General features: G+C 62.3%; 13 protein-coding genes and 1 tRNA gene. 10 read left to right on the top strand and 4 right to left on the bottom strand.

What is annotated here, in order from left to right; genetic code table 11:
- Positions 1 to 8: 8 nt before the first annotated feature.
- Positions 9 to 578, bottom strand: a complete 570-nt coding sequence (locus KSAC_RS05525; protein ID WP_102323288.1) for an outer membrane protein assembly factor BamE — start codon at positions 576 to 578, stop codon at positions 9 to 11.
- A gap of 184 nt (positions 579 to 762) precedes the next feature.
- On the opposite strand from KSAC_RS05525, the gene KSAC_RS05520 reads away from it, so the two are divergent.
- The 7 genes from KSAC_RS05520 (at position 763) to KSAC_RS05490 (ending at position 5275) form a co-directional block, all read left to right on the top strand.
- Positions 763 to 1293, top strand: a complete 531-nt coding sequence (locus KSAC_RS05520) for a YceD family protein (protein WP_102323289.1) — start codon at positions 763 to 765, stop codon at positions 1291 to 1293.
- Positions 1294 to 1464: 171 nt separating this feature from the next.
- Positions 1465 to 1668, top strand: coding sequence for a 50S ribosomal protein L32 (gene rpmF / locus KSAC_RS05515; protein WP_102323290.1), 204 nt, complete (start codon positions 1465 to 1467; stop codon positions 1666 to 1668).
- A gap of 166 nt (positions 1669 to 1834) precedes the next feature.
- On the top strand, positions 1835 to 2926 hold the full coding sequence (gene plsX, locus KSAC_RS05510; protein WP_132304633.1) for a phosphate acyltransferase PlsX: 1092 nt from the start codon (positions 1835 to 1837) through the stop codon (positions 2924 to 2926).
- Between the two features lie 83 nt (positions 2927 to 3009).
- Positions 3010 to 3981, top strand: a complete 972-nt coding sequence (locus KSAC_RS05505; RefSeq protein ID WP_118962997.1) for a beta-ketoacyl-ACP synthase III — start codon at positions 3010 to 3012, stop codon at positions 3979 to 3981.
- Between the two features lie 100 nt (positions 3982 to 4081).
- Positions 4082 to 4405, top strand: coding sequence for an integration host factor subunit alpha (locus KSAC_RS05500; protein ID WP_102323292.1), 324 nt, complete (start codon positions 4082 to 4084; stop codon positions 4403 to 4405).
- Positions 4402 to 5115, top strand: a complete 714-nt coding sequence (locus KSAC_RS05495) for a MerR family transcriptional regulator (RefSeq protein WP_132304631.1) — start codon at positions 4402 to 4404, stop codon at positions 5113 to 5115. Before KSAC_RS05500 ends, KSAC_RS05495 begins: the two co-directional genes overlap by 4 nt.
- A gap of 86 nt (positions 5116 to 5201) precedes the next feature.
- Positions 5202 to 5275, top strand: a tRNA-Pro gene (locus KSAC_RS05490).
- Positions 5276 to 5368: 93 nt separating this feature from the next.
- Here KSAC_RS05490 and KSAC_RS05485 read toward each other — a convergent pair.
- The 3 genes from KSAC_RS05485 to KSAC_RS05475 all read right to left on the bottom strand — a co-directional run bounded on the left by KSAC_RS05485 (position 5369) and on the right by KSAC_RS05475 (position 9584).
- Positions 5369 to 6523 carry an AI-2E family transporter gene (locus tag KSAC_RS05485; RefSeq protein WP_118962999.1) on the bottom strand — a complete coding sequence of 385 codons (1155 nt, stop codon included), beginning with the start codon at positions 6521 to 6523 and terminating at the stop codon, positions 5369 to 5371.
- A 72-nt stretch (positions 6524 to 6595) separates the two neighbouring features.
- On the bottom strand, positions 6596 to 8674 hold the full coding sequence (locus tag KSAC_RS05480) for a S9 family peptidase (protein WP_132304629.1): 2079 nt from the start codon (positions 8672 to 8674) through the stop codon (positions 6596 to 6598).
- 58 nt (positions 8675 to 8732) lie between these two features.
- Complete coding sequence (locus tag KSAC_RS05475; RefSeq protein WP_132304627.1) at positions 8733 to 9584, bottom strand: NUDIX hydrolase; 852 nt, start codon at positions 9582 to 9584, stop codon at positions 8733 to 8735.
- 112 nt (positions 9585 to 9696) lie between these two features.
- On the opposite strand from KSAC_RS05475, the gene KSAC_RS05470 reads away from it, so the two are divergent.
- The 3 genes from KSAC_RS05470 to rpmB all read left to right on the top strand — a co-directional run bounded on the left by KSAC_RS05470 (position 9697) and on the right by rpmB (position 12384).
- Positions 9697 to 11538, top strand: a complete 1842-nt coding sequence (locus KSAC_RS05470) for an ABCB family ABC transporter ATP-binding protein/permease (RefSeq protein WP_132304625.1) — start codon at positions 9697 to 9699, stop codon at positions 11536 to 11538.
- Between the two features lie 100 nt (positions 11539 to 11638).
- Positions 11639 to 11905, top strand: a complete 267-nt coding sequence (locus tag KSAC_RS05465) for a hypothetical protein (RefSeq protein WP_102323298.1) — start codon at positions 11639 to 11641, stop codon at positions 11903 to 11905.
- Positions 11906 to 12084: 179 nt separating this feature from the next.
- Positions 12085 to 12384: a 50S ribosomal protein L28 gene (rpmB, locus tag KSAC_RS05460; RefSeq protein WP_025812517.1), complete on the top strand. Its 300-nt coding sequence runs from the start codon at positions 12085 to 12087 to the stop codon at positions 12382 to 12384.
- The last annotated feature ends 115 nt before the right edge of the window (positions 12385 to 12499 follow it).

Below are 12499 nucleotides of genomic sequence, written 5' to 3'. Positions count from 1 at the left end.
TCGCTACGTCAGGGCAGGCTGTTGCCCGCACCACCATGGCCCGGACCGCCATTCATGCTGTTCATCGGGCCTGTGCTGCCGCCATAGGTGCTGCTCATCTGGCTTAGCGGGTTGTAGCGGCCCACGTTGCCCAGGATCTGCTGCATGATGTTGATCTTGGTGCCCGGCGTTGGCGTGCGCCCCGATGCCATGCTGACGTAACGGGCGTCATTTTTGTGCAGCACGCGCAGATTGCGCAGGATGCCGTCCTGATCGAAGGTCAGGACCACGGCGTCCTGCCTGCGCACGCGCGGAAAGCTGATGGGGGCGAGCACCTGCGTCATGGACGCATAGACCCAGGTATTGTCATCAAACGTGGCATGGGCGGTGGGGGAGCCAAGGGCATCCATCACGTCCGATCGCGTGGTGACGCCGGTCTTGAGCTTGTTGTAGTCATCCGCTTCAACCAGCGAACCACGCTGCACGACCCCCGGCTTGAAGAGCGCACAGCCCGACAGTCCGATCCCAGCCCCGATGACAGCGCATGAAAACAGGCGTAATGAACGGGAGCGGGGCTGGTTGTCCTTGGGTGACCTCATGGTCGGGAAAATATCCTGCAATAAGGGCATGGCGCATGATGCGGTTCGTCTTCCGGTGCCCGATTGGGAAAATGAAGTCAATCGCAGATCGCCCTGCCGGTGGAAAAACACGGATGCAGGACAATATTTCCCCCACAACCGCATGCGGGCATGGCCCGTGAACACACGCGCAGGAGCAAGACACATGGATGCTGAATTTTCCCGCCCGGTTGCCGTGGGGCGCATCCCCGTCCGCGGCATGGAAACCGTGATCGAGGCTTCGGATGATGAATGCCGCAGGCTGGCGAAACGGCTGGGAATTCCGGCCCTGCGCAACCTGTCGTGCCGCTACCGGCTGGCGCCGGGGCGCGATGGGGAGGTACTGGCAGAAGGCTGGCTGACCGCGCATGTGACCCAGGAATGCGTCGTAAGCCTGGAACCGTTCGAGGATGTGCTGGCGGAATCGTTCACCGTGCGCTGCATTCCGTCGGAACGCTTCCGTGAGGATGACGAGATCGACCCCTTTTCCGTCGATGAAGTTCCTTATGAGCGCGACAGCATCGATCTGGGTGAACTGGCGACGGAAGAACTTTCTCTCGCCCTTGATCCCTATCCCCACAAGCCGGGGAGTGCGATTCCGGAGGAATTTATGGCCGTTGAAGAAGGCGAGCCGGAAGAAACCGTGCGCAGGCAGCCTTTTTCGGCTCTGGCCGAGTTGAAAAAAAAGCAGAACTGACGCAAAGGAAGGGGCAGAAGCGGGGGCGCCCGGCAGACTGTCTGCGCATCATGTCTTGCGTAAGGCTTAAGGGTCTGCTAGAGCGCCCCCCTCAATTATTGATAACTGACCGGTGTAACGCCACGAGGGTGTGCCTGCCGGTTGTGATCCAGATCGGAGGGGCCCGGGCCCATGGCTGTACCCAAGAGAAAAACCTCGCCGTCCCGTCGTGGCATGCGTCGCAGCCATGCTGCGCTGACTGTTCCGGCGCACGCGGAATGCTCGAACTGCGGCGAACTGAAGCGTCCGCACCACGTCTGCAGCCACTGCGGACATTATGACGGCCGCGAAGTCGCGTCCGCAGGCAAGGCGCTGAAGACGGCGGTCCGCGCCTGATACGAACGCGCCACTGGCGTCATTACCCGGTAACGGCGCGATCCATGCGGATCACGCCGGCGGGCGGTCATGATGCCGCCCAGCCGGGTTGCGCGCGGGTTACGGTCATTCCAATGTGTCTGTCCCGTATCTTGCGCGTTTCTTTCTTACCCGGCACAAGACGAGCATGAGCGAGACAGGTTCCTCCTTTTCCGAGACTGGGTCCTACACCCTTGCCGTGGACGGTATGGGCGGGGATGGCGGATCGGAAGTTGTAGTGGCCGGACTGGCGATTGCGGCAGACCGACATCCTTCAGCCAGAATCCTTCTGGTCGGGGATGAGGCAAAGTTGACCGACCTTCTGAGCCGCTACCCACGTGCGGCCGCCATCTGTACAATCCGTCCGGCCGGTTCGGCCATTTCCATGGACATGAAACCCACGGCGGCATTGCGCGTGCGCGATTCGTCCATGCGCCTTGCCATGGACGCCGTAGCCCAGGGCGAGGCGCAGGGTGTCGTATCCGCTGGCAATAGCGGGGCGATGCTGGCGCTGGCCAAGATCGTGGTCAAAACCCTTCCCGGTATCACCCGCCCTGCGATGGCGGCCATAAGCCCCACCACGCGCGGCGATGTGGTGATGCTCGATCTCGGGGCCAATGTCGCCTGCGACTGGCGCAACCTTGTCGAATTCGCCGTGATGGGTGAAGCCTTCGCCAAGGCCGTGCTTGGCCTTCCTGCCCCTACGATCGGCCTGCTCAATGTCGGCTCGGAGGAGCTGAAGGGCGACGAACGGCTGCGTCAGGCCGCCGAAGTGCTGCGTGGCAGTTCGCTGGCCAAACAGTTTCACGGTTTTGTGGAAGGGCACGACATTACCGCAGGCACGACCGATGTGGTGGTGACGGACGGCTTTACCGGCAATGTGGCCCTGAAAACCGGGGAAGGGGCGCTGAAAATGGCGTTTACCCTTTTGCGGCAGGTCTTTACGTCCAGCCTCCTTGGCCGGATCGGTTATCTTCTGGTGCGTCCCGGTCTGGAACGTATGAAGGAATGGCTTGATCCGCGGCGCTATAATGGCGCGGTTTTCGTGGGTCTGAACGGTGTCGTGGTCAAGTCGCATGGCGGCACGGACGCGGAAGGTTTCGCCGCAGCCGTTGACGTGGCGATCGACATGGTCACACACCGCTTTAACGATGGCATCCGTGACCGGCTGGCCCGTATGGGAAGCCTGACCACGGTAAAGGCCAGTCCCGATCAGCCGCAGGCGGTTCCTGCATCCTGACGCTGTAGCATCCGGTGTGGCGGGCAGGTCGCAATGTCTGTTCCCACCTGTGCATGTGAGTTGATATTGGTGGAAAAACAGGCATGACGGCGAAACGCTCGCTTCTGTCCGGGTTCGGCGGTTATCTGCCTGAGCGGATCGTTACCAACGATGAACTGGCCTCCCGGCTCGATACATCCGATGACTGGATTCGCGGTCGCACCGGTATCGGTCAGCGTCATGTTGCAGGCGAAGGGGACACGGCGGTGTCTATGGCGGTGCAGGCCGCACGGCAGGCGCTGGATTACGCGGGCGCCACGCCGGACGATGTTGACGCCATAATCGTCGCCACCAGCACGCCGGATCAGGCTTTCCCCTCCACGGCAGTACGTGTGCAGGCGGAACTGGGTGCTACCTCCGGCTTCGGATTCGATCTGGCCGCCGCGTGCTCGGGTTTCATCTACGCGCTGTCGATGGCCGATTCGCTGATCCGCAGTGGACAGGCCCGTTCCGCGCTGGTGATCGGTAGCGAAGTTTATTCACGCATTCTTGACTGGTCCGACCGGGGCACCTGCGTGCTGTTCGGTGACGGGGCCGGTGCGGTGTTCCTGACCGCGACGCAAGACGCAGGTGAGGGCACGGGCATCCTGTCCACACATCTGCATTCCGACGGGCAGTATGGTGATCTGCTGTATGTAGACGGAGCGACCGGCAGGCACGACATGCCCGCCCACCTGCGCATGCAGGGGCGCGAGGTGTTCCGGCATGCCGTGGGCAAGCTGTCCGCTTCGGTTGATGAGGCGCTGGCCGCCAACAATCTGACCCATGCGGATGTCAAATGGCTGGTGCCGCATCAGGCCAACCTGCGCATTATCGATGGTGTGGCCCGCAAGCTGGCCCTGCCCGCGGAACGGGTGGTGGTTACGGTGGACCGGCATGCGAACACTTCCGCTGCATCCATCCCGCTTGCCCTGAACGAGGCCGTGCGGGACGGGCGTATCCAGAAAGGCGACCTTGTGCTGATGGAAGCGCTGGGCGGTGGTCTGACATGGGGTTCGGCGCTGGCGCGGCTGTAATGTCATTTCGATGCAAAATTGCAACGAATAGTCGATAAAAGCCTCTATCCCCCCACGACATTCAATTGACGATAGTGGCGCGCATGCATAACGTTTGCGTATGAGCACCGTGACGCGCGCCACTCTGGCAGAACAGATATATGATCAGGTCGGCCTGTCCCGCCATGAATCCGCCGATATTCTGGAAGATATTCTGGAGCGGATGGCACGGACACTTGAAGCCGGCGACAGCTTGAAAATAAGCGGATTTGGCACGTTCTCTGTCCGGCAGAAGGGACAGCGTACGGGTCGTAATCCGAAAACGGGCGTGGAGGTGCCGATTCTCCCCCGCTCCGTTCTCGTCTTTCGCCCCAGCCAGCTACTTCGTGCCCATGTTAACGGGCAGGCCGCTGAAGCGGGTGAAGCAGAAGGAGACGAGGCATGAATGCGGATGACGACCCGCAGGTGCCGGACGCGGCACATCAGGACGTAGCCGGTATCATGGACGGACTGCCGATCTATGATGTCGCCCGGGAACTCGGGCTGGCCCAGCATGTCATGCGCATGTGGGAATCCCGGTTTCCACAGCTCAACCCACTGCGTGGTCAGGGCGGTCGGCGGTATTATCGCCCGCAGGATATTGCGGTGCTGCGCGAAATTGCCGATCTGCTGTACGTCCGCAAGCTGTCGATTGCCGAGGCGCAGGACGTGCTGGCAGGTGCCGCGCCGGGCGTTGAAGAAGCCGCGCTGGACGCGCCGCAGGCTGCTGCCGCATCGGATGAAGGTTTCTCTGAACAGGCGGTATCGCCTGCCCCGGAAAACGTCGATACGCCTGCACCATCTGTGGAACCGGCATATATCGAATCCGTGGTCGTGGCCGATCAGGAAACAGGCGTCGAGGAAGTGGTCGTCGAGGAAACGGTTACGTATGTATCCGCGCAGCCGGACGCCGATGCCGCCGACGAGACTGTAGCCGCGGGAAAGGACGCTGCACCGGCGGCGCAGGGGCAGGAATCTGCCGAGGCCGAAATCCCGCTGGAACAGATCGTCATGATCGAGCTTGAGCGCATGCAGGCGGAAAATACCATGCTGCGTGAAAGCCTGCGTGGCGTGCTGGTGGAACTGCAGGCCCTGCGCGCAATGGTGCCTGCCTGATTTAATCAGGTTTTTTTCAGTTTTGGGGCAGAACATGCCTTGCGGTCCCCCCGATGGACTGCTACACCCTGCCCATCGCAGACAGGCGGGCAGTAGCGCAGCCTGGTAGCGCATCAGTCTGGGGGACTGGGGGTCGTGGGTTCGAATCCCGCCTGCCCGATATCCCTGTCTGCGATAAAGATTCCAAGCAAAAGCTTACCGAAGCATCCTTGAAAAAGGATGCTTTTTTTGTGCCTGCAATGCTTCCGGTCGTCTATTCGCGGGCACGGCTCCAGTTCAGCCACAGCATGTGCAGCACGGCCATGATGGCAGGCCCGACGAACAGCCCCAGAATGCTCCAGCTTTCCGCGCCGCCCAGAATGCCGGTCAGCACCCAGAGGAAGGGAAGCTGCGTGGACCCGCCGATCAGGGCGGGACGGACCAGATGGTCGGCCAGAAAGATCACGGCAATACCAAACAGCACGATCGCCACGGCGGGCAGCATTGCGCCGGTATTGATAAGCAGCAGAAGGGCAACCGCGCCGATGGCGATGATGGCGCAGAAAGGTACCATGGCGGCCACGGCGGTCACGACCCCGAACAGGAAGGGATGGGGCGCACCCGCAACCAGGTAGGCCAGCCCCATCAGCATCCCTTCACCGATTCCCACCAGAACGAGCCCTGATACCGAACCGTGGACGGAGGCGATGATCTGCAGCGCGATCCGTTCCCCCCGTTTGCCAAAGGCGCGGCGGGAGACATTAAGCGACTGACGGATGACGGAATCGCCATCCTTGAGCAGGAAAAACAGGGTCAGGATGGCGAAGGCGAACAGCAGCACCCGATGCAGCACCTGCGATCCGACCTGCTGTGTCATCTTGACGCCATGCCCGATATTGAGCGAGCCAAGCAGGACCGAAACATCGGCAGGCTCCTTCAGGTGGTCATTCCACCATGCTTCCACGGCCTGCCGTCCATAGGGCAGGTGGGCAAGCCATTGTGGCGCGGGAATGCCGGAACGGCGCGCGTCATTAAGCAGCCTGAACACCCCTTCCGCTTCCCGTCCGGCCTCAAGCGCGAACAGGGCCAGTGGGCCGATGAAGATCAGCGCGATGACCAGCGTGAACACGATCGGCAGCATGATCTGATGGGCGCGTGATGGCCACCGCCGTCGCGCGCGGGCGTAAAGCGGCCATGAAGCGATGGCGAAGATGCAGCCCCAGATCAGCGATGGCAGGAAGCCCCGCACCGTGTACAGCGCCAGCAGGACAAAAAACAGCGCCAGTATGGCCCGCGCGATCCGTTGGGTGCGCTGGGTTTCATGGAATGAACGGAAGATGCGCATCGTGGATGCGGGATCGGTCCTGTTGTCCCCCACGGGGGGCTTGAGACGATCCTGATCCGCGTTGTGGGGATCCGTCATGGTCATTCCTCTGGAAAGCTGGCCGGGGCCTGTACGGGCGCGGGGTGGAACGGGAACAGACCCGCGAAGGCATTAATCCTATGTCGGGGCGGCCGTTTCAACGGCCCATAGGGAAAAAGCATGAATCAGGGCCGCTTCCTTAAGGGAATCGAAACGTCCTGTCGCGCCACGATGCCCGGCTTCCATGTTCGTGCGCAACATGACAGGGCGGTCCGAACGGTTATGGTCGCGCAGGCGCGCCACCCATTTTGCCGGTTCCCAGTAGGTCACGCGCGGATCGGTCAGCCCACCCATCGCCAGTATGGCAGGGTAGGCACGTGGGGCGACCTGTTCATAGGCTGCATAGCTGGCGATCAGGTCATAGGCCTGCGCATCCTCCAGCGGATTGCCCCATTCGGGCCATTCCGGCGGTGTCAGCGGCAGGGAGGCATCGGACATGGTGTTCAGTTCGTCCACAAACGGCACGACAGCCACGATCCCGGCAAACAGGTCGGGACGCATGTTGGCGATCGCGCCCATCACCATGCCGCCCGCCGAACGTCCATCCGCCACGATACGGCCCGCCCTGCCGAAACCCGCGTCGATCAGGGAGAGCGCACAGGCGATGAAATCGCTGAACGTATTGGGTTTGTTGCGGCCACGGCCACCAAGGAACCAGTTCCATCCCTTTTCCGATCCGCCGCGTATATGGGCGATGGCGTAGAACCATCCCCGGTCAACCAGACTGAGGACGCGGGTGGAAAAGACCGGGTCGATGGCATGCCCGTAAGCGCCGTAGCCATACAGGAGAAGCGGGGCCGATCCATCAATGGGCGTATCATGTCGTCCCAGCACGGTAACGGGCACCTGCTCACCATCCGGGGCGGTCGCCATCAGACGCCAGCAGCGGTATTGCGCGGGGTCATGACCCGAAGGCACGGCCTGCTGCTTGAGCAGCCGGTCATTGCCCGTAACCATGTCGCGTGCATGCCATGCGCGTGGGGTGGTGGGGGACTGGTAGACGTAGCGCAGTTCGGTGGTGTCGTATTCGTAGCCCCCTGCGAAGGTCAGGTCGTAGGCGGCCTCATCGGGTTCCAGCGCGCAGGTGGCGCCATGCAGGTCGCGGGTTACGATGCGCGTATTGGCATCGCGGCGTTCCCGCCATGCAATATGTCCCGACCACACCATGCAATCCGTAATGTAACGACCCGGTTCATGGTCGATCAGGTTACGCCAGTTATCGCGACCGGGTGCCGTATCCGGTGTGGTCATGAGCTTGAAATCATACGCACCATCGGCATTGGTCAGGATGATGAACCGCTCACCCTGATGGTACAGGCTGTACATCAGCCCGGTCTGGCGCGGGGCTGCGCAGATGGGGGAAGCAAGCGGGTCATGCCCCGGCACCAGCCAGGATTCGGACGTGTCGTGATTGCCGCTGGAAATGATGATCCACCCGCCGCTGCGCGTGGCGTCGACGCCGACGAAAAAGCCGGGATCGGCTTCCTCGTAAACAAGGGTGTCTTCCTGTGTGCCGATCCTGCGGCGGTAGACACGGGCAGGGCGGCCATGTTCATCACGCCATACCCAGAATATGAACTGGCTGTCGGGTGAAAAGATGAATGCGCCGCTACAGTTTTCCACCGGAGGCAGAGTTTCGGCTCCCTCCCCGATGCGGCGGATGCGGATGCGGTAGATTTCGGACCCCTGCGTATCTTCCGCATGGGCGAACAGGGCGTGGTCCGGGCTGTGACCGGCGGTGGCGATGGCATAATATTCATGCCCCTGCGCCGCCGCGTTGACATCCAGCAGAACCTGTTCCGCCTGCGGCTGGGCTGCGGGATGGCGTTTATAGACCGGATACTGCGCACCGGCCGTATAGGCGGTCTGGTAGAAAAACGGGCCATGCGGCATGGCGGGATAGGTATCATCCTGCTGGATGCGCCCCTTCATTTCTTCCACAAGCTGCGCCTGCAACACCTGCGTGCCCGACAGGATGGAATCCGTATAGGCATTTTCCGCATGCAGGTGTTCAGCAATATCCGCCCGCAGCAGGGTGGGATCGCGCAGGACGTTCTGCCAGTTGTCATCCTTCATCCACGCATATTCATCCTGCCGGGTGCGGCCAAGCTGCGTGATGGTGCGGGGTATCTTGCGGGGTGTCGGGGGGATGGTCATCGCATGGTCCTTCCGCGATTGGGCCAGGTTGGAGCGGGCTGCGTGTGTGGCCAGAAAATCAGGCCATTTCCGGCGTGGACCAGCCTGTCAGGCCACGGCGCAGGCGCTGGCCTTCCGGACTGGTGGCGTCAATCATGCCCGTGCGCAGGAACAGATCGATCAGCACAAGGTTGACATTGAACTTGAACGCATCGGTATCGCGCACCAGCATGAAGGCTTCCTGTATCGGGATCAGGCGGAATTCCTCCACCTCCCCATCCGCGGGGGTGGGTACGAAATCAGGGGGCAGTTCCAGCTCGAAACAGTGCAGCACATCGCGGCGCAACCCTTCGGGTCTGTCCAGCGCGTAGCGTATTTCGGTTGTGGGGCGGGCGCGGCTTACCAGTTCCTCTGGCAGGCTGGCTTCCTCCGCCGCTTCCTTAATCAGTGCCTGCCATACCGTATGTCCCGCCGGAATGCCGCCTGCCACCAGATGATCGAGCTTGCCCGGATCAAGCCGCTTGGTCATCGAGCGTCGCGCGATCCATAGGTGCAGTCCATCCGCAAGGCGAACGACACCATTAAGGTGCACGCCCGCAGCCATAAGGCCGAACAGCGGCAGCGCCCCACGATCGATACGCGCCACGGGTGGCCGGGCCATATCGGTCCAGACATCGAACAGTTCGTGATGGGAGCGATAGACCCCTTCACGCGCCATGGCCTCGCCCACCTGTTCCAGGCGGGAGGGATCATCCAGCGTGACGGTATCACCCGCAGCGGTCATGCCATGGCGCAGCAGCGCGGGCAGCAGGGCGGGACTGACCCATCCCGCAGGCGTGTCGCCAAGGCGGAATTCCAGCCGTCCACCGGGCAGGACCGCCGTGTTGCAGGCGGCGATATGACGAAAAAAACCATCAAGGCTGCGTGACATGATCCATCCCTGTCCTCTGGGCCATGGCTGGCATACCGGCTGCCCGGTAGGCTGACAATCCTGCCCCCGTACTTATGGGCGCAGGGAATATGGGTTGCAAAATGCCGGGCACATGCCCCATGCCGTGCATATGGCTGCTACCGACATGACCCGGCCCAACACGCCGGAGCGTTCCGCCGCCGCGACCCTGCGCGGCCTGTTCCCCTATCTCTGGCCCCGAAACGATCCGCGCACGCGCCTGCGGGTGGTGTGCGTCTGCGTCCTGCTCGTGCTGGCCAAGATCGCGACGATCGGCGTGCCCTACGCCTACAGCCGCGTGATTGATGCGCTCCAGCCCGTAGTGGGGAAGGCGGCGATGATGCCGCTTGTGCTGATCGTCGGATACGGGCTTCTGCGCATGGCAGCGGCGGCGCTGGGTGAGCTGCGTGATGCCCTGTTCGCCCCGCTACGCTACCGGATCAGCCGGATCGCGGCCATGCGCAGCTTTACCCACATGCACCAGCTCTCGCTGCGGTTTCATCTCAATCGCCAGTCGGGCGGTGTCACGCAGGCGATCGCGCGGGGAACGGAAGCGATCGAGACGGTGCTGCGCGTGGGCGTGTTCAACGTGGTGCCCACCATGATCGAGGCGCTCATGGTCATCGTCGTGATCTGGCGGCTGTTCGACTGGCGGTATGCCGTTGTGATGCTGGCGGCGGTGGCGGCGTATGTGGTGTTTACCATCCAGTTCACATCATGGCGGATCGGGCTGCGCCGCCGGATGAACGCCATCAGCAGCGAAGCAGGCTGGAAGGCGCTGGACAGCCTGCTGAACTATGAGACGGTAAAGTATTTCGGTAACGAGGAGCACGAACGCAAACGGTATGAGGACGCCCAGCGCCGTTACGAACGCGCGGCCGTCCGGACCCAGATTTCACTCAATGGGCTGAATTTCGGTCAGGCCGCGATCATCGCCATCGCCCTGATTACCGTCATGCTCATGGCCGGACATGATGTGGAAACCGGACGTATGACGGTGGGGCGCTTCGTGCTGGTCAATACCTACCTCACGCAGCTTTACCTGCCGCTGAACTTTCTGGGCAGCGTCTATTCCTCGCTACGCAATTCGCTGGTCGATCTGGAACATATGTTCGCCCTGATGGATGAGCAGGCGGACATTACCGATTCCGAAGGGGCCATCTCCCTGCCTGCCAGACTGGACGAGGCTCCCGCCGCCGATATCCGTTTCGAGGACGTGCATTTCAGTTACCACCCGGACCGCGAGATCCTGCGTGGCGTAAGCTTTCATGTGCCAGCGGGGCACCGTGTCGCCATTGTCGGTCCCACGGGGGCTGGCAAATCCACCATAAGTCGCCTGCTGTTCCGGTTTTATGACGTGACGGCAGGCCGCATCCTGATTGACGGGCATGACATACGCCAGTGCAGCCAGGCGGCCCTGCGCGGTGCCGTGGGCGTGGTGCCGCAGGATACCGTCCTGTTCAACGACACCATCGGCTACAACATCGCCTATGGCCGGCTGGGCGCCACGCAGGCGGAAATCGAACAGGCGGCGAAGCTGGCCTGTATCCATGATTTCATCGTCACGCTGCCCGAAGGCTACGCCACCCGCGTGGGTGAGCGCGGGCTGAAACTGTCGGGTGGGGAGAAGCAGCGTGTGGCGATCGCGCGCACCATCCTGAAAAATCCCCGTGTGCTGCTGCTGGACGAGGCCACAAGCGCGCTTGATACCCGCACGGAACAGGAAATCCAGACCGCCCTGCACACGGTGGCGGCCAACCGGACCACCATCATCATTGCCCACCGGCTGTCCACGATCATCGATGTTGATGAAATCCTCGTGATGGGGCAGGGGCGGATACTGGAGCGCGGCACGCATCGCGCGCTGCTTGAACGCGGTGGCCAGTATGCCCAGATGTGGGCCGCACAGGCGGAAGAGGATGCTGCCGAGCCATGAGCCGTTCCCGCGCGCTTGTTACCGCACCCATGCCGGTCCCGTACTGGTCAGGCGCGGCAAGGCAGTCCATATCAGACCGAACGCTAGAAGGAGCCGCGACATGACGGACACGAACAACCAGCCCCCCGAAGGGGACGCCATCCCCCCCGAACTGAGCCATTGCGGCGCGGTGGTGGACAAGGCCATCGAATACATGCTGGGCGAGAACCTGCCGCCGGTCGCCATCGCCTCCGCGCTGCTGGGCGGCTCGCTTGGTCTGCTGTCGCGCACCATGGGGCGCGAGACGATGCAGGCCATGCTGGAAAACGCGCTGCACAGCGTGCAGGCGGGCGAACTGCACCCCGATCACGACCGCAAGGCGGGCTGACGGATCGGCCCGGAAAGGGGTGAAACGGATCGTCCCGCCCCCTTTCCGGGACAAAAAATGCCGAATCATGCTTATGCACCTTGACTGTTGGCGACGGTTTGGCGATAAGCCGCGCCTAATCAAGATGATCCTTGCCGGGCATTTATGCCTCGGCCCAAGTTATATCCGAGGATGAAAAAATGTCTCGCCGCTGCCAGATCACAGGCAAGGGTGTGCTGACCGGAAACAACGTCAGCCACGCCAACAACAAGTCCCGCCGCCGCTTCCTGCCCAACCTGCAGGAAACATCGCTGCTGTCCGATATCCTGGGCACGGCGGTTCCCCTGCGCATGACCACGAACGGCATCCGCACGGTCGAGCACAATGGCGGTCTGGACGCGTTCCTGCTGTCCACCCCGAACCGCAAGCTGCCGCCGGAAGCCCTGACGGTGAAGCGCCGCATCCTGCGCGTTCAGGAAAAGAAGGCCGCTGTGGCCTGAAGCACTGCAGGCCGCCATGCCGCACCCCACGGGGGCGGCAGGTGGCCCGGTGCCCTGTAAGCCTGACTAAAGTCTGGCGCATTGTTCCGCTGTGCCGGTCTGCATCGTCCAGGTT

The organism is Komagataeibacter saccharivorans (genome assembly GCF_004348195.1).
Taxonomy (GTDB): Bacteria; Pseudomonadota; Alphaproteobacteria; order Acetobacterales; family Acetobacteraceae; genus Komagataeibacter; species Komagataeibacter saccharivorans.
This window is presented reverse-complemented; position numbering and strand designations above follow the sequence as displayed.